Here is a 15,644-nt window from a genome sequence, read left to right as displayed (position 1 = left end):
CCGGGGCGACCGGGCGGGGGACAGGCATGGACTACGTCAAGCAGATCGATGAGGCCACTTACCAGGCCGTGGCTGCAATGCCAGGTGCGCGGGTTTACCATCTGAAGCCCTGGCACGACTTTCTGGAAAGCGTGTTCGGCTGGCCGGTCGGTGCCGTCATCGGTCGCGGACCGGACGGGCAGGTCACCTTTTTCCTGCCGGTGGTGTCGAAAATGGGTACGAGTCTGAAAAAAGCGCGGATTGCCCTGCCCCTTTCCCATCATGTCGAGCCGCTCGGAACGCCTTCGGATTGGCCCGCCGGCGTGCTGCCGGTTCAGGTCCACGGAGCCGGCGACGGCCATGATGGTGCCCGTGTGGACGGACGTGTGATGACGGTTCTCGACATGAGCGCCGCGGCCGATGTCGACACGGTGTTCAAGGGCTTCAACAAGTCGAGCATCCAGCGCAAGATCAAGAAGGCCCAGAAGTCGAACTATGCGTTGTCCCGTGAGGCCTCGCCGGCCTGCCTTGATGCCTTCACGTCGATGCAGGCGGAGACCAGGCGGCGGCAGGGTTCGCCGACATTTCCCAAGTCGTTCTTCCCCGAGATGGCCCGCCAGATGGGGGCGGACTTCCACATGCACACCGCAATCAATGCCGATGGCGAAGCTGTTGCTTCGATCATCTTCTTAGATGATGGCGAAACGACCATTTATGGATACGGCGCGTCGCTGGACCGGCGGGATATCTGGCAGGATGGCGTCAATCAGCTGGTCATGTGGGACGCGATCGAGGCGGCGTTTGCCCGCGGATGCCGCAAGGTGGACTTCGGCACCTCACCGAAAAGCCAGCCGAACCTGGTCCAGTACAAGGAAAAGTGGGGCGGGGTCAGCGTCGATCTGCCCTATATCACCCTCGGTGGAGAAGGCGGTGGGGTGGAACGTGAATCAGCAGCCGTCAAGCTCGCGTCCTCCGTGCTGAAACGCATGCCCATGCCGCTGTTCCAGCTCGTTTCCCCGATGATCTTGAAGCTGGCAGCCTGATCGTCACAAGAGGCCAGCCATGTCGGATCCAGAAAACAAACCCGCCTCCACTGCGATAACCCCGCCGCCGACCCGGCTGATGTCGGGCATGGTCTGGAACATGGGAAGCCTTGTCTTCCTCGCGGCGGCGGGCGTGGTGATGAACATCATCATTGCGCGGGTTTATGATGAAACCGTCCTTGGCCTGTTCAATATCTGCTTCGCGCTCTACATCGCGCTGTCGCAGTTCGGGGTATTCGGCTTCCATCTCTCGGCGCTGCAATCGGTGTCCGAATTCGCCCATGACGACCAGGACCGGGCGATTTCGGGCGCGTTCCACGCGGTGGTGGTGGTCGCGATCTCGACAACGGTGGCGACGCTCGCCGGGCTGGTCCTGACACCGGTCCTGGCGCAGGTCTACCAGATCGACGGTTTTGTAACGGCCTGGCTGGTCATGCTGCCGGGCCTGTGGGGTTTTGCGGTCAACAAGGTTCTGTACGCCGTCATCAATGGTGCCCGCCAGATGCGCGTGTTCGCGGTGATGCAATCGCTGCGATACATTTTCATGATTGCCGCACTTGTGGTTCTGGCCCTGACCGACGCGCCGGGTGCCTACATCACGCTGAGCCTGACCATTGCCGAGCTGGCCTTGTTGCCGGTCCTCGGCGTCGCCGCGATCCGGGCGGTGGGCCTCAAGCGCATGGCCCTCGACCGGGTCTGGATCCGGCGCCATCTGTCTTTTGGCGCCCGGGTGTTCCTGAGCGGCGCCATCCTGGAGCTCAATTCACGTATCTCCGTGCTGGTGCTGGGATATATGGCCGGCGCGGCGCAGACCGGAATCTACACCATGGCCGTGTTGATCCAGGAAGGTGTGATGCAGGCGATTTTCGTCGTGCGGAACAATATCAATCCGTTGATTGCCCGCCATATTCGTGATGGCGAGCGAGATCGCATCCTGAAGCTCAGCCGAATGATTTTCCTCGGCGGGGCACCGGTGTTCCTCGTCGGGGCGGGCCTTGGCTGGTTGCTCTACCCGTTCTTTGTCGACTGGTTCCTTGGCGATCCAATCTATTACGTCGCCCGGACACCGCTATTCGTGCTGCTTGCGATGATGGGGATTGCCGCGCCGTTTCTCATGTTCAATCAGACGTTTTCCCAGGCGCACAAACCATCGGTTCATACCGGTTACATGGCGACGGTACTGCTCGCCAATTGTGTCCTGAACATCGCCTTGATTCCGGGAATGGGCTTGCTCGGCGCAGCCCTGTCGACGGGCGGCAGTTTTGTTGTCTCATCCATAATGCTTGTGGTATTGGCGCGTCGCGTACTCGGTGTGCGCATCGTGTTCTGAGACATGATCGGGTCTGACAGACCCAAAAGGGGGCGAAAATGGACGAAATCAAGAAGCCGGTGAATCTTGGCTTCGCCGCCGGATTGCCGGCCACTTTGGTGCTGGCGTTCTTCCTCAACTCGACACCGCTGCTGGCACTGGCCGGTGCGTTTTTCGCCCTGGCCTTCAATCGGCAGGCGGCAACCCAGGCACTTCGCGACGGGGAGTATCTGACGATCGTGACCTATGCCGGCGGTGGCATCATCGCGGGCGTGGTATCAACCATTCTGCACTGGCTGCTGCGACCGCTGATCGGCGCGCTTATCTAGGAAGGCTGCCGACCCCGGATCGTGAGGTCGGCAGCCTTGCCTCAGTCCGCCAGCTTGATCGTGATGGCCGCGATTTCGACGGCCCCGCTGGCCGGCGGCAGCACGCCAATGAAGTCGTCGCCGCCCGCCTCGATCGGCCGGACATTGAAGCGGAAGGTTTCAGCAGACCAGTCGGCGCCCGCGGACAGCTCGCGCCACCCGGAATTCCCGACATCATTGGTCGAGTAGGCGACGCGATAGATGGTGCCTGGTGCGGCGCTGCGGGCAATCACTGTGACCTCGATCGGATGACCGCTGACCGACTGCTCGATCTGTTCGGGCAGTCGCAGGCTGATGCCCTGGGTGCGTCCGTGTGGAGCCGGTGACTCGCGAAAACCCCTGACCGCAACCCGGCCGACATCGCCGTCATCGAGATATTCGAAGGTGAATTCGTCCGGGAGCGACATGGCGTCGCGTGTTTCCCTGTCGGTGAACAGGACCACATGATCGGCGGATGCCAGATCAAAGCGCTCGGCAAAGACCTCGGCAGCGGTCGCCGGTGTCTCAACCGGTTCGGTCACGGTCGTCGTTTCGGCCGGCTGACCGTCGGAACAGGCGGCCAGTCCGGTGGCAGCAATCAAGGCAAGCAATCTGGGCGTCATGTGGGGCTCTCCTCTTTGGCCTCTCCGGGACGGAAGGCGGGGTTGTTGCGTCGTTTGAAGGTATATCAGCGGCGGTGCCCGGTCAGACCGGCTTGGGTGGGCGGACCCGGACCAGGATTTCCTTGGCGAGATTGATCAGGCGGTCCTTGCTCATCTGTGCATACCAATTGCCGGCGTGGGCATCCCATCGCTCCGGATGGGCGGAGATCGATATCCGATCCGGTTCGTTTCTTTCAATCCAGGACTTGAGTGCGGGTGTGTCGGGCACAGCCTCGTCAGGGAAGAGGGCGACTTTGGGGCGGTCACGCAAATTGGTGCGACCGGCATCCCAGCGGCGCCCCGTGTCTGTGAAATAGAATGTTCCCGAGTAGTCGACCGTGCGGAAGGCTTCCGCGATCAACCCGTAGTCGGACAGTGCCTCCCGGTCCCAGAGCGCTTGGCTGTTGTACGCCGAAAACGGGCGTCCATGCATCGCAATGGTGGTGATCGGTGCCAGCTCCCGAAGTCGCGCCAGGTGCCCGGTGAACATCGTCATGGCCTTGTCATGATCGCCGCCGGCGAGGCTCAGGTCTTCGTAGTGATAGCCGATCTCGTGCCCCAGCTCGGCGATCTTCCGAATGATCGCCGGGTCGAACGACATGTCCAGAATCCGGAAATAATAGGTGGCGCGGATCCCCCGGTCAGCCTCGGCCTGCGCCATCTCGAGCGCGTTCGCCGGTTTCCGGTCGACGTCATGACGCAGCAGCGCGCCTCGCGCCGGATTGGCCGCCATCCAGTCGGCGATTCCGAAGAAGGGATAGTCCTTGCGCCGCAAGAGGTCGATGACCTCAAGATAGGCGTCGAGCGTAAAATCGCGCATGATTCTGGTCCACGACTGTCAGGCGTTGGAAGGGACGGGCATTGCACCGGGATTGTTGCAGCCCGCGGTTCGGAATTGAAGTGTCATTTTGCGGGCTCGTCGGTCCACTCCGCGACCTTGGCCCGGTCGTCGTCCATCGCCGAGAAAACCGCTTCGACGGTCCCGCGACGCTTGATCCGGCCCCGTTCGAGTTCGATCGCCTCGTCACAGAGATGCCGAAGGAGTTCACGAGAATGGGACGCGATGACCAGGATGTGGTCAGGGCTGTTGAGCGCGGTGATGTTGCTCCGGATCTGGTCAAGGAAAGCCCAGTCCGATGCATTCAGGATTTCATCGATCAGCAGAATGTCGGGCTTCGTCAGGACCGCCATCGCAAATCCGAGCCTGGTCTTCATGCCCTCCGAATAGGACACGATCGGGTCATCGACATAGGCCGCCAGTCCGGCGAGTTCGACAGCTTCCGGCAGGGTCTGTCGGACTTCTCTGGCCGACAGGCCGTTCAGCAGGCCCGCAAGCTCGAGATTGGCCCGTCCGGTGTCATACTCGCTGAGGGCTACAGCGTTTGAGAACAATGTCGACACGCGCCCGCGCACCGTCGCATCACCTTCGGTCGGCGTGTATACGCCCGCGATGGTACGCAGGAGTGTTGTCTTGCCGCCGCCGTTGTGACCGACGAGGCCGACCCGGCATCCGGCCTCAAGGTTCAGATCGATCCCCTGCAGGGCCGCGACATGGGGCCTGTTGCGGTATTCCACAACATCGCCGCCGACCCGGTTGCCGGACAGCATCCGGCGGCGGACCTTCTGTCGGCGCTGGGGGAAATAGACCGAGGCGCCGTCCACTTTGACATCAACGACCATGGTCAGACCCACATTGGAATGGTGCGACGGGCGGAGGCGAACCAGACGCCGCCAATGATCGCGCAAAGGCCGAACCAGGCCAGGACGGTGATCCAGGCAAGCATCGAGGCGGGCTCGCCGAGCAACGGGTCGCGAACGATGGCGATGAAATGGGTGAGGGGATTGGCGTCTGCGATGAAGCGCGTATCCGGGCCCAGTCGATCCGCGGGCCAGAAAACCGGCGTAATGAACAGGGCCAGCCGCATCGCTGCCAGCGTCACGAAGCGGAAGTCACCAAACCTCGCTCCTGCCAGCGCGAAGAGAAGGGCCACCGCGACGCCCATCATGAAGTTCATCATCAGGCCCGGAATGGCGAGCCAGGCTGTCGCCGACAGGCTTGTATGAAACACCACGAAAACCGCGATCACGACAGGCAGCTGCAGCGCCATCTCGTAGACGGCCGAGGCCGCAAGACGCATTGGATGGATCAGCAACGGGTTCGGATGGCTGTGGATCATGATGCGGGATTTGATGAAAACCTCGCTGCTTCCGGCGACAATATTCGTGATGAAGTGAAACATCACGATGCCGACCGCGACATGAGCCGCGTAGGAGGTCGTGCTCTCGCCCAGCCCGATCACGTAGCCGAAAATGAAGGTGACTGCGGCAATCCAGACGCCTGCGTGAACCGTCAGCCAGGCCGGGCCGATGAAAGCGCGTTGATAATGTGAGTTCACTTCCCGGATGCCCAGCAGCAGCCAGAGACGCCAGGACAGGGCGGACGCCAGCGCGTCATGGACACCCGTGCGCGGGTATCGGTTTGACCCGACCATCAACTGAGGCAGATTGAACATTAAGCCGTCCGGTAACAAGCGCTGCCCAGATAACGTGCCGGCGGCCTCCGTGCAAATCATAAGCTGCGAGCACCCGAGCCGTCCGCAGCGAAGAGAAGCCGGTTGCTCCTTGGATCACTGTCAGTTGAAAATATGCAGGGGCAGGCACAATTAGCCCTTGCGTCCCTCGCACAGGGCGATAGGACCAAGCTAGCTCTCATTGGTAGATCGGATACGGCCTCAAAGTAATGTCCAGCATTCAGGAAAATGTCAAAGCGTACGCGGCCCGGTTCGCGGGCGACAGCAAGAAACCGGTGGACAGGAAGCTGTCCGCCCACCTCAAGGCGCTTGAGGCGGAAAGCATCCATATCATTCGCGAAGTGGCGGCTGAATTCGAGCGCCCTGTGATGCTGTATTCGATCGGCAAGGACAGCGCGGTAATGCTGCACCTGGCGCTGAAGGCGTTTTACCCGGCCAAGCCACCCTTCCCGCTGCAGCATGTCGATACGACCTTCAAATTCGGCGACATGATCACCTTCCGTGATGCGCTGGCCGAAGAGCTGGGACTTGAGATCCGCGTTGAGGTCAACGAGGACGCGATCGCGCGGGGCGTCAATCCGTGGGACAGTGGCTCGCAACTGCATACACAGGTGCTCAAGACCGAGGCCCTGCGCAGCGCCATGAACCGGCACAAATACGATGCCGCATTTGGCGGTGCCCGCCGCGATGAGGAAAAGTCGCGGGCCAAGGAACGCATTTTCTCGTTCCGCGACACCAATCACGGCTGGGATCCGAAAAACCAGAGACCCGAGCTCTGGCGCAACTACAACACCAAGATCAAGCAGGGCGAGTCGATCCGCGTCTTCCCCCTCTCGAACTGGACCGAGCTGGACATCTGGCAGTACATCCTTGAGCAGGACATTCCGATCGTGCCGCTCTACCTCGCCGGACACCGTCCGGTGGTCGAGCGCGACGGCCAGCTGATCATGGTCGATGATGACCGGCTGCCGCTCAAGGACGGTGAGACACCCGAACTCAAGATGGTGCGTTTCCGGACGCTGGGTTGCTATCCGCTGACCGGCGCCATCGAGTCGACAGCGCAGTCGCTCGAAGAGATCGTCCTGGAGATGCTGACCGCCCGGACATCGGAACGGTCTGGACGGTTGATCGACCATGACGAGGCCGGGTCGATGGAGAAGAAAAAGCGCGAGGGGTATTTCTGATGAACATTGAAGCCAAGCGCGACGAAGTCATTGAGCGGCTGACCCATTCCGGCGGTCGTGGCGTTCTCCGTTTTCTCACCTGCGGGTCCGTGGATGACGGCAAGTCGACATTGATCGGCCGTCTTCTCTATGATTCCAAACTGTTGTTTGAAGATCAGCTCAATGTGCTGGAGCGCGACAGCCGCAAGCACGGGACGGCTGGCGACGAGATCGATTTTGCGTTGCTGCTGGACGGGCTCGAGGCCGAGCGGGAACAGGGCATCACGATTGATGTCGCCTACCGCTTTTTCGCGACAGAGAAACGCAAGTTCGTCGTCGCTGACACGCCGGGACATGAGCAGTATACGCGCAACATGGCGACCGGCGCGTCGACCGCGGATGTCGCGGTCATCCTGATCGATGCCCGCAAGGGTGTGCTCGTGCAGACGCTCCGTCACACCTACATTGCGCGCATGATGGGCATCCGGCACATCGTGCTGGCCGTGAACAAGATGGACCTGGCGGACAATTCGCGCGGCCGGTTCCACGAGATCGTTGCGGAATACCTCAAGAGCGCGGAATCCCTGGGTTTCGAGTCCATCACGCCGATCCCGATGTCGGCCCGCTTCGGGGACAATGTGACCCGGCGCAGCGACGCCATGAACTGGCACACCGGTCCGACATTGCTGGAGTATCTGGAAGACCTCGACCTCGACACCGAGCTTCGCAACGAACCGTTCCGCATGCCCGTGCAGTGGGTCAATCGGCCCAATCTCAATTTCCGCGGCTACTCGGGAATGATTGTGTCGGGCAAGGTCAGCGTCGGCGACGCGATCGTGGTCGCGCAGTCCGGGCTGGCGGCGAATGTTTCGCGCATCGTGACCGCGGACGGGGATCTCGAGACAGCCGGGGCCGGCGATGCGGTGACCCTGGTACTGAACCAGGAAATCGATATTTCACGCGGAGACGTTCTCGCCTCGGCTGAGCAACGACCGGAAGTGTCGGATCAATTTGCCGCCGAAATTCTCTGGATGGCCAATGACGATCTGCTGCCAGGCCGGTCCTACCTGCTCAAGATCGGCACCGCGACGACCCCGGCGACGATCACTACGCTCAAGCATCGCGTGGACATCAACACCTACGAGAAGCAGCCAAGCCGCAAGCTGGAAATGAACGGCATCGGCTTTTGCAACGTGTCGACGGCCCGCCCGATCGCGTTCGACCCCTTCCGTGAGGTCCGGGACACGGGCTCCTTCATTCTGATCGACCGGTTCACGAACCAGACGGTCGGCGGCGGGATGATCGAGTTCGGACTGCGCCGGGCGTCCAACATCCATACCCAGGCGATGGATGTCAGCAAGGAGCGCCGGTCGCAGATCAAGGGCCAGAAACCGACCCTGCTGTGGTTCACCGGCCTGTCCGGTGCCGGCAAGTCAACGGTCGCCAATATTGTCGAGCGCAAGCTGGCCGAAGCCGGCCTGCACACCTACTCGCTTGATGGTGACAATGTCCGCCATGGCCTGAACCGCGATCTGGGATTCACCGACGAAGACCGCGTCGAGAATATCCGGCGCATCGGTGAAGTCGGAAAACTGTTCGTCGATGCCGGCTTGCTGGTGACGTGTTCGTTCATCTCACCCTTCCGGTCCGAGCGCCGCATGGTGCGCGAGCTGGTCGATGATGGTGAATTCGTTGAAGTGTTCGTCGACACGCCGCTCGATGTCTGCATGGAGCGCGACGTGAAAGGCCTCTACAAGAAGGCCCAGGCTGGTGAGATCAAGAATTTCACCGGGCTGGACAGTCCGTACGAAGAGCCGGAAGCACCGGAAATCCGTCTCGACACGTCCAAGCTGTCCGCCGAAGAGGCTGCCGACCAGGTGATCGCCCACCTGCGGGAGCGGGGACGTCTGGGCTGATCACGAAGCATCGACGGAGACGGGCAGGGCTGCACTGGCAGGCCCCGCCCGTCTCTGCCCGATATGATCAGGCCGTTTCCGGGCGGCCCCAGGCGACAAAGGCACCGTTGAGATACTCGGTCGCTTCCTTGGCGTAGAGGAACGGGGCGCCGTCCGGTGTGGTAACGGCCCCGCCTGCGGCATTGAGCACGGCATGGCCTGCGCCGGTATCCCATTCCTTTGTCGGTCCGAAGCGCGGGTAAACATCTGCCCGCCCCTCTGCCACCAGGCAGAACTTCAACGAGGATCCGGCCGAAATCCGGTCCGAGACACCGCGCGCTTCGGCGAAGGCCAGGGTGTCGGCGTCCGCATGTGACCGGCTCATCACGGCGGTCATCCCGGCTTGCGGGCGGGGCCGCGTCCGGATTTTCTCCAGACTGTCCAGACGCACCGGTTCGCCAGCACGGTGGCCGCCTGCCCACGCGTCTGTTCCGCCGATATAGATGCGCTCGCGGGCGGGGGCGAACACGCAACCGGCTGTCGGCCGGCGGTCCTCGACAAGCGCGATATTCACCGTGAACTCACCGTTCTTGTTGATGAACTCCTTGGTGCCATCGACCGGATCAACCAGGATGAAGGCCGCACCGATTTCCGGTCGGAACCCGGCGGCAAAGCTTTCTTCGGCCAATACGGGAATACCGGGAAACCGGGCCTCGAGACCTTTCAGGATGATCGCCTCGGCTGCTTCGTCGGCATCGGTTACCGGTGAATTGTCATCTTTCGACCGGTTCTCGAAATCGGTGTCATAGATCCGCATGATCTCGACGCCGGCCTCGCTGCAGAGTTCGGCAAATGAAAAGGCGATGGCGTTCTTGTCGGTCAGGTCGGGCATGGGCACTCCAGCAGCGAATTGGTTACAGATACAGGACTGAAAGGGATGTGATACTCAGCGTGGCATAGACCAGGAAAACGATGCTGCCCATCCGCAGGAAATGGCCAAGGCCATATCGCCCCGGTGTCATCACCATCAGATGTGTCTGGTATCCATAGGGCATCAGGAAGCTCGCACTGGCCCCGAACGCCGTCGCCAGGACAAAGGCGTCCGGCTGCAGGGCCAGCCTTTCCGCGATCACGAATGCGACCGGCAGCGCTGTCAGGGCGGCCGAGGTGTTCGAGAACAATTCGGTCATCACCCAGGCCATCAGGAATATCGCAGCCAGGGCCGCGATCGGTGACAGCGAGCCGGCATAGGTGACAATCAGGTCTGCCGCGACGTCAGCCGCGCCGGAATCGCGGATCAACTCGCTCAGGACGATGGCGCCCCACAGCACGATGATGAGCTCGAACGGGAATACGCGCCGGGCTTCCCGCGGCGGAACCCAGCCGGCCAGGACGACCAGCCCGGCCAGCAACAGCGAAATGAGGGCGAAGGAGACCATCTGGCTCAAGGCGCCAACCAGGAACAGGCCGAAGCAGCCGAGCAGCATCGCCGAGCCGCGTCGGCTCAGGGGGATCAGGCCGGGATTGTCGAGGTCGAGCAGATGAAGATTCGATTTGATATTGCTGCGGTGGCGGAAATCGCTGCCCGCCGCGAGAACCAGCTCGTCGCCGGCCTGCAGGCGAATGTCGCCAAGCTTGCCTGACAGGCGACTTTCGCCCCGGCGGACAGCGACCACAGAGGCGTCGAAGCGAGCGCGGAAATCGATTTCCCGCAAGGTCCGCCCCGCCAAAACCGACCCGGTGGCAATGACGGCATGGACCTGGGCGCCGGGCTCCCGCGAGCGCGGCGCGCTGTCGAGGCTCAATCCCCGCATGGCCCGCAACTCGTCGACATTGCCGACATCCCCGACAAAAATCAGGCGGTCTCCGGGCTGGATGATTTCCTGGGGCGCGACCGGCGCGACAGTGCGGTCGCCACGGACAATTTCCGCGAGGAAGAAGTGATGGAGCTTGCGAAGCTGGTTCTGTTCGATCGACCGGCCGATCAGCGAGCTGTCGCTCTCGACCCGCGCCTGCAGGTAATAGAAGTCGTCATTGTCACTCGTCTCGGCAGGCGGGGCCTTGAGGAGATAGGGCGACACGAAAACAAGGCAGAGATAGACGCCGACGACCACGGCCAGGCCGGGCCTTGTGAAATCGAGAACGTCGAGCATCAATCCCGAACGCGCCGCTTCGGCGACAACGAGCAGGCTGGCGCTGGTTCCGAACGGGGTCAGCATTCCGCCCGCCAGTGCCATGTAGGACAAAGGAAGAAGGCATTCCCGCGGGGTCAGTGTGCCATTGCGTGTTGCCGGGCCGAGCGCGGCCCCGACCACAGCGGTATTCGGCGTTGCGGCCGACATGACAGCAACGGACCCGAGAAAACGGGCCAGTGTCGTTCGCTTGCCTTGGCCGGCGCGTCCGAAAAGCATGCGCGGCAACCAGGGCAGTTTTGCGAGCGCTGACGACACAATGACCAGGCTCGACACCGCAATGATTGCGGGAGAGGTCAGCAGGTCCAGCGTGTCGGTCAGGGGCAGGCGACCGGTCATGATCACGGCCAGAATGAAAACCGCGAAGGCCCGCCCGGCAGACAGGCGGCCCGACAGCAGTCCGGCTGCGAGACCCAGCCCGAGAAGCAGGTCCAAAAGGATTTGGCCCGAAGGAGAATTGATCAAGACAGGGCCATATCGCCAAGCAGGAAAGGAGGCTTCACATAGCCCAATCGCGGTGGGCCAACAACACCCGGTTTTCGACCTTGTTGCTTGCCAGTCGAAACCTTCCTCGCTATCTCTCGCGCAGGATTTGAGGGCGGTTGAAAATGGCATTCTGGAAGCATGAAACAGCGGTTGTCGATGACGGGGCGGTTGTCGGCGAGGGGACAAAGGTCTGGCATTTCAGCCATGTCCTGCCGGATACCCGCATTGGTCGGAATTGCTCGCTGGGCCAGAACGTGATGGCCGGACCGGGCGTGACCATCGGCGACAAGGTCAAGATCCAGAACAATGTTTCGCTCTACAAGGGCGTGCACCTGGAGGACGGTGTGTTCTGCGGTCCCTCGTGCGTGTTCACGAATGTGCTGACGCCGCGTGGCTTCGTCGAGCGCAAGGCTGAATTCGGTGAGACCATCGTACGTCGCGGTGCGACGATCGGTGCCAACTCGACGATCGTGTGTGGCAACCCCAATGGCAGGACCGAGCTGGGCGAATATTGCTTCATCGCTGCCGGCGCGACCGTCACCAAGGATGTCAGGGCCCATGCGCTCATGGCGGGTGTGCCGGCGCGGCAGATTGGCTGGGTAAGCCGGTCCGGGGAAGTGCTTCGCGAGGACCTGACATGTCCAAGGACAGGTGAACGGTACGCCGAGACAGACGGACAGCTGGTGATCATCGAAGAAGCTCCCGATCAGGACAGTCCGCACCTTGACTGATCAATCCGAAGCGACGCTCCGGGAGGATGCGGCGTCGGTTTCTGTACTGATTGTTGCCTATCGAAGTCGCGGGACAATTGAGCGGTGCCTGGGCTCCTTGCGGGGCCAGACCCGCCAACCGCTTGAAATCCGGGTGCTCGAGAACGGGTCCCCGGCAGACGAGCGGATTGGCCGCGCCGATCTGCCGGCATCGGTCGACTTCGTTGAAAGTAACGAAAATCTCGGTTTCGCGACCGGCAATAACCGGCTCGCGGCGGGCGCGCGCGGCGAGTGGCTGGCTCTGTTGAATCCCGATGCGTTCGCTCGCCCCGACTGGATCGAACAGTTCGAACACGCCTGTCAGCGCTATCAGGGCGTCCCGGTTTTCGGATCGACACAATATGCGGCCGATGCACCCGGTGTCCTGGACGGTAGCGGAGATTGCTACCACGCGGCCGGCCTCGCCTATCGGTCGGGTTATGGCCGCCCGGTCGCGGCGCTGCCAGAAGAAGGTGAAATGTTCGCGGCTTGCGGTGCAGCCATGTTCATCCGGCGTGACCTGTTCGAGGCGCTCGGCGGATTTGACGACCGCTTTTTCTGCTACAATGAAGATGTTGACCTTGGCTACCGGGCCCGGCTGCTGGGCCACAGCATTGTCCAGTTGCGCGATGCCGCAGTGGATCATGTCGGCTATGGATCATCGGGCCGGCGCTCGGAATTTGCCACCTATCACGGTGTCCGCAACCGGCTCTGGGTGTTCATGAAGAATACGCCCGGTTGGCTGCTATGGGTTTTGCTGCCCGGGCACGTCCTGGCCACATTGGCCCTGTGGCTCTCGGCGTTCCGGTTCGGACAGGGGCGTGTGTTCGCCCGGGCCATCGGCGATGCGTTGGCCGGCCGGGCCGAGATGCTGTCCGAGCGGAAGAGAATCCATGCAGATCGTCGGGTTTCTGCGTTACAGATTGCCGGCATGATGAACTGGAACCCGATCGACCTCTTCACGCGGCGGCCGAAAGTCCGGGCGTTCGAGGCAAAGCGAGACTAGTCCGGGCAGCTGATCGGTTCGAGCACTGTCACGTCGACCCGCTGCAGGTCGACCTGATTGCGCACATTGTTCCAGTCCGGCCAAACGCTGACATATGCGTATTCCCAGTCGCATCGCGTTGGCGAGATTTCGACCGTCAGGGCGGTGAAGTCCGGTTCGAGCGCGTTCGTTTCCCATTGGCTCTGGCTGCGGCCGGGAATGAACAGATTGGTCAGCATTTGTTCCGCGCCATCCTCGGCGGACGACCGGACGACATAGGTCATTCGCAGCCTATGACCCTCGAGCGCTTCGATCTCGTCTTCGGACAGGGTGAAAAAGGCACCAGCGGACTGGATGCCGTCCAGCGGCCCGCGTGCTGCCATGATGCGGGCGAACTGGATGCCGTCTTCCGAGAGGAATTCGACAGTCAAGCCATTGCCGGTCGTCAGCATCGGCAATCGGTCGCCTGAAAAGGTGATGCCTTCGGCGCGGATTTCTTCCGGTGTCCGATGGTTCGTATCGCCGAAGCTTGTGGCGGCGGCGATCATGGCGGCCACAACCGCGGCAGCGGTCGGATAAAAAGCCCAGTCGGGTAGGGAAGGCATCTCGGATCAGCGCCCTTGCGCGTCGAATTGTGAAGACCTGTTCTTTTGGACCGGTCCGGAGGCAGCGTCAAACGCGTGTAACCGGTCTGTTGTCGGGCGGATCCAACACGGTTCTGCCGTTTTTGGGTGCCATGACTCAGACTGGAGTCAATGACCAAGGGGATGAAGTTGACGAAGAACTTGAACTTTGGCGCGACACAGCCGATTTTGGACGTATGAACGTGCGCGCCGACATGCCTGAAGATGCCCTTGAGGCCGTTGTCGTCCGCCTAGATGCCGCGATGAGCCGTGTCGAGGGCGTGGCGCGAAGCATGCGCGAGCGGGTCCGTCTGGCCGAAGCGGCCGCGGTCGAGGCGCGGGATGCGGATGTCGATCGCGCCAATCTGGCCGAGGCGCTGGACCAGGCGCGCGGTCGGGAAGCTGTCCTGCAGGACGCGGCCCAGGCCGCCTCTGACGCCCTGGATACCGCAATCACCGATTTGCGTGACCTGCTGACCGAGGAAGGATGACCCCATGTCTCGCGTGACGGTCAAACTCAATGGTCGCGACTTCACCATCGGCTGCGAGGAAGGGCAGGAAGCTTATCTGCGGGAACTCGCTGGCAGTCTCGACAAGCGCGTCAGCGAGATATCCGCCCAGGTTGGCCAGATCGGTGATCTGCGACTGTTGTTGATGGCATCCTTGATCCTGGTCGATGACCTCAAGGAGTCCGACCGCAAGATCGCGGAGCTTGAGGGACAGGCCCAGCGTCTGCGTCACGAAAATCACGGCGCCGCGAGCCTCCAGGCCGAAGCCCGGAGTGAGCTGGCCGGGCATCTGACGCGTCTCGCAGAACGCATGGAAAGTTTCGCCGATACACTTGAAGCCCAGGGCGGTGATCATGGCAGCGCTGATCGCACGCCTGCGCCTGACACCTCTCTTGCGGAAGCTGGTGCTTGAGCTTGCGACGTTTCGCCTCCACATAGGGGGTGGCGGTTATCTGCTGCGTACGACTGGAGCGTCTATCCTGCGGACCGTACACCTCCACGAGGGAACTGCCTCTGTCTGGGACCCTGGTCCCGTTCATGTGGTGCCCACCTGCACTGTCGGGTTTGTGGGGATAAACACGCTCTGACGGCGCAAGTGGAGCCGCCACATGACTTTTCCCGCAGACAAGCCGGCCCTGCGGTCACGGATGATCGGGCTGCGCCGCAGGGCGGCCGAAAGCCTGCCTGCGGCCGGAGATGACCTGGCCCGGAACTTTCCCGACGCCTGGTTGCCTGCCGCCGGTGCTCCTGTGGCCGGGTATTGGCCATTGTCCGGCGAAATCGATCCGCGTCCTCTCATGAAGCGTCTGTGCGACCTCGAGCATCCCTTGTGTCTGCCCGTTGTGCAGGGGCACGGTCAGCCGCTGGTTTTTCGGAGCTGGGCAGAGGGTGAGGGTCTGGAGCGTCGGGGCATGGGTGTGATGGAGCCTCGCGAAGAGCAGCCAGCCTTGCGGCCCGAGCTTGTTCTGGTGCCGATGCTGGCTTGCGACCGTGCTGGCAACAGGCTCGGTTTCGGCAAGGGATATTATGATTATACGTTAGCCGGGCTGCGCGCTGAGGCAGGCGTGCGGGCCGTCGGACTGGCCTTTGACTGCCAGGTGGGTGGGGGAATTCCCGCAGGACGGCATGAGCAGGCGTTGGGCGGGGGGGGGAGCCCGGGGGGGGGAATACC

17 protein-coding genes and 1 other RNA gene are annotated in these 15,644 nt (G+C 62.1%); 11 read left to right on the top strand and 7 right to left on the bottom strand.

From position 1 onward, the window contains the following. Positions 1 to 26 precede the first annotated feature (26 nt). The 3 genes from ACN0X9_RS03225 to ACN0X9_RS03215 are packed head-to-tail and all read left to right on the top strand — an operon-like array spanning position 27 to position 2,660. Positions 27 to 1,022 (top strand): GNAT family N-acetyltransferase, encoded by a 996-nt coding sequence (locus ACN0X9_RS03225; protein WP_417486199.1) that lies wholly within the window; start codon positions 27 to 29, stop codon positions 1,020 to 1,022. A 19-nt stretch (positions 1,023 to 1,041) separates the two neighbouring features. Beyond that, positions 1,042 to 2,352 carry a lipopolysaccharide biosynthesis protein gene (locus tag ACN0X9_RS03220; protein ID WP_417486198.1) on the top strand — a complete coding sequence of 437 codons (1,311 nt, stop codon included), beginning with the start codon at positions 1,042 to 1,044 and terminating at the stop codon, positions 2,350 to 2,352. A 38-nt stretch (positions 2,353 to 2,390) separates the two neighbouring features. Then, positions 2,391 to 2,660, top strand: coding sequence for a hypothetical protein (locus ACN0X9_RS03215; RefSeq protein ID WP_417486197.1), 270 nt, complete (start codon positions 2,391 to 2,393; stop codon positions 2,658 to 2,660). Positions 2,661 to 2,701: 41 nt separating this feature from the next. On the opposite strand, the gene ACN0X9_RS03210 is transcribed toward ACN0X9_RS03215, so the two are convergent. From ACN0X9_RS03210 to ACN0X9_RS03195, 4 genes are all read right to left on the bottom strand, one after another. After that, positions 2,702 to 3,301: a hypothetical protein gene (locus ACN0X9_RS03210; RefSeq protein WP_417486196.1), complete on the bottom strand. Its 600-nt coding sequence runs from the start codon at positions 3,299 to 3,301 to the stop codon at positions 2,702 to 2,704. Between the two features lie 82 nt (positions 3,302 to 3,383). Further along, positions 3,384 to 4,160 carry a hypothetical protein gene (locus ACN0X9_RS03205; RefSeq protein WP_417486195.1) on the bottom strand — a complete coding sequence of 259 codons (777 nt, stop codon included), beginning with the start codon at positions 4,158 to 4,160 and terminating at the stop codon, positions 3,384 to 3,386. A gap of 83 nt (positions 4,161 to 4,243) precedes the next feature. Further along, positions 4,244 to 5,020, bottom strand: coding sequence for an ABC transporter ATP-binding protein (locus tag ACN0X9_RS03200; RefSeq protein ID WP_417486194.1), 777 nt, complete (start codon positions 5,018 to 5,020; stop codon positions 4,244 to 4,246). A gap of 2 nt (positions 5,021 to 5,022) precedes the next feature. Beyond that, positions 5,023 to 5,853 (bottom strand): ABC transporter permease, encoded by an 831-nt coding sequence (locus tag ACN0X9_RS03195; protein WP_417486193.1) that lies wholly within the window; start codon positions 5,851 to 5,853, stop codon positions 5,023 to 5,025. Between the two features lie 227 nt (positions 5,854 to 6,080). On the opposite strand from ACN0X9_RS03195, the gene cysD reads away from it, so the two are divergent. Further along, the gene (cysD, locus tag ACN0X9_RS03190; RefSeq protein ID WP_417486192.1) at positions 6,081 to 7,055 is read left to right on the top strand and encodes a sulfate adenylyltransferase subunit CysD; all 975 of its coding nucleotides are present in this window, start codon (positions 6,081 to 6,083) and stop codon (positions 7,053 to 7,055) included. Beyond that, positions 7,055 to 8,950: a sulfate adenylyltransferase subunit CysN gene (gene cysN, locus ACN0X9_RS03185; protein WP_417486191.1), complete on the top strand. Its 1,896-nt coding sequence runs from the start codon at positions 7,055 to 7,057 to the stop codon at positions 8,948 to 8,950. Before cysD ends, cysN begins: the two co-directional genes overlap by 1 nt. 67 nt (positions 8,951 to 9,017) lie before the next feature. Here the strand turns inward: cysN and cysQ are convergent, their stop codons facing one another. Together cysQ and ACN0X9_RS03175 are read right to left on the bottom strand one after the other, a co-directional pair. Continuing rightward, positions 9,018 to 9,821, bottom strand: a complete 804-nt coding sequence (cysQ, locus tag ACN0X9_RS03180; protein WP_417486190.1) for a 3'(2'),5'-bisphosphate nucleotidase CysQ — start codon at positions 9,819 to 9,821, stop codon at positions 9,018 to 9,020. Between the two features lie 22 nt (positions 9,822 to 9,843). Then, complete coding sequence (locus tag ACN0X9_RS03175; protein WP_417486189.1) at positions 9,844 to 11,556, bottom strand: SLC13 family permease; 1,713 nt, start codon at positions 11,554 to 11,556, stop codon at positions 9,844 to 9,846. Between the two features lie 173 nt (positions 11,557 to 11,729). Between ACN0X9_RS03175 and ACN0X9_RS03170 the strand changes: the two genes are divergently transcribed. Further along, complete coding sequence (locus tag ACN0X9_RS03170; protein ID WP_417486188.1) at positions 11,730 to 12,338, top strand: DapH/DapD/GlmU-related protein; 609 nt, start codon at positions 11,730 to 11,732, stop codon at positions 12,336 to 12,338. Further along, positions 12,331 to 13,362: a glycosyltransferase family 2 protein gene (locus tag ACN0X9_RS03165; RefSeq protein ID WP_417486187.1), complete on the top strand. Its 1,032-nt coding sequence runs from the start codon at positions 12,331 to 12,333 to the stop codon at positions 13,360 to 13,362. Before ACN0X9_RS03170 ends, ACN0X9_RS03165 begins: the two co-directional genes overlap by 8 nt. Here the strand turns inward: ACN0X9_RS03165 and ACN0X9_RS03160 are convergent. After that, positions 13,359 to 13,946: a hypothetical protein gene (locus ACN0X9_RS03160; RefSeq protein ID WP_417486186.1), complete on the bottom strand. Its 588-nt coding sequence runs from the start codon at positions 13,944 to 13,946 to the stop codon at positions 13,359 to 13,361. The genes ACN0X9_RS03165 and ACN0X9_RS03160 overlap by 4 nt on opposite strands. Positions 13,947 to 14,077: 131 nt before the next feature. Here ACN0X9_RS03160 and ACN0X9_RS03155 point away from each other — a divergent pair, with 131 nt between their 5' ends. The 4 genes from ACN0X9_RS03155 to ACN0X9_RS03140 all read left to right on the top strand — a co-directional run. Continuing rightward, complete coding sequence (locus ACN0X9_RS03155; RefSeq protein WP_417486185.1) at positions 14,078 to 14,455, top strand: DUF4164 family protein; 378 nt, start codon at positions 14,078 to 14,080, stop codon at positions 14,453 to 14,455. Between the two features lie 4 nt (positions 14,456 to 14,459). Then, positions 14,460 to 14,885 (top strand): cell division protein ZapA, encoded by a 426-nt coding sequence (locus ACN0X9_RS03150; protein WP_417486184.1) that lies wholly within the window; start codon positions 14,460 to 14,462, stop codon positions 14,883 to 14,885. 34 nt (positions 14,886 to 14,919) lie between these two features. After that, a non-coding RNA gene (gene ssrS / locus ACN0X9_RS03145) (6S RNA) lies at positions 14,920 to 15,079 on the top strand. A gap of 2 nt (positions 15,080 to 15,081) precedes the next feature. Then, positions 15,082 to 15,644, top strand: a 563-nt coding sequence (locus tag ACN0X9_RS03140) for a 5-formyltetrahydrofolate cyclo-ligase (protein WP_417486183.1), incomplete at its 3' end; no start/stop codon positions are given.

The sequence above is a fragment of the Maricaulis sp. genome, from assembly GCF_048268525.1.
GTDB lineage: Bacteria > Pseudomonadota > Alphaproteobacteria > Caulobacterales > Maricaulaceae > Maricaulis.
Note: the sequence above shows the minus strand (reverse complement) of the source record. Positions and strands in the feature narration are given on the sequence as shown.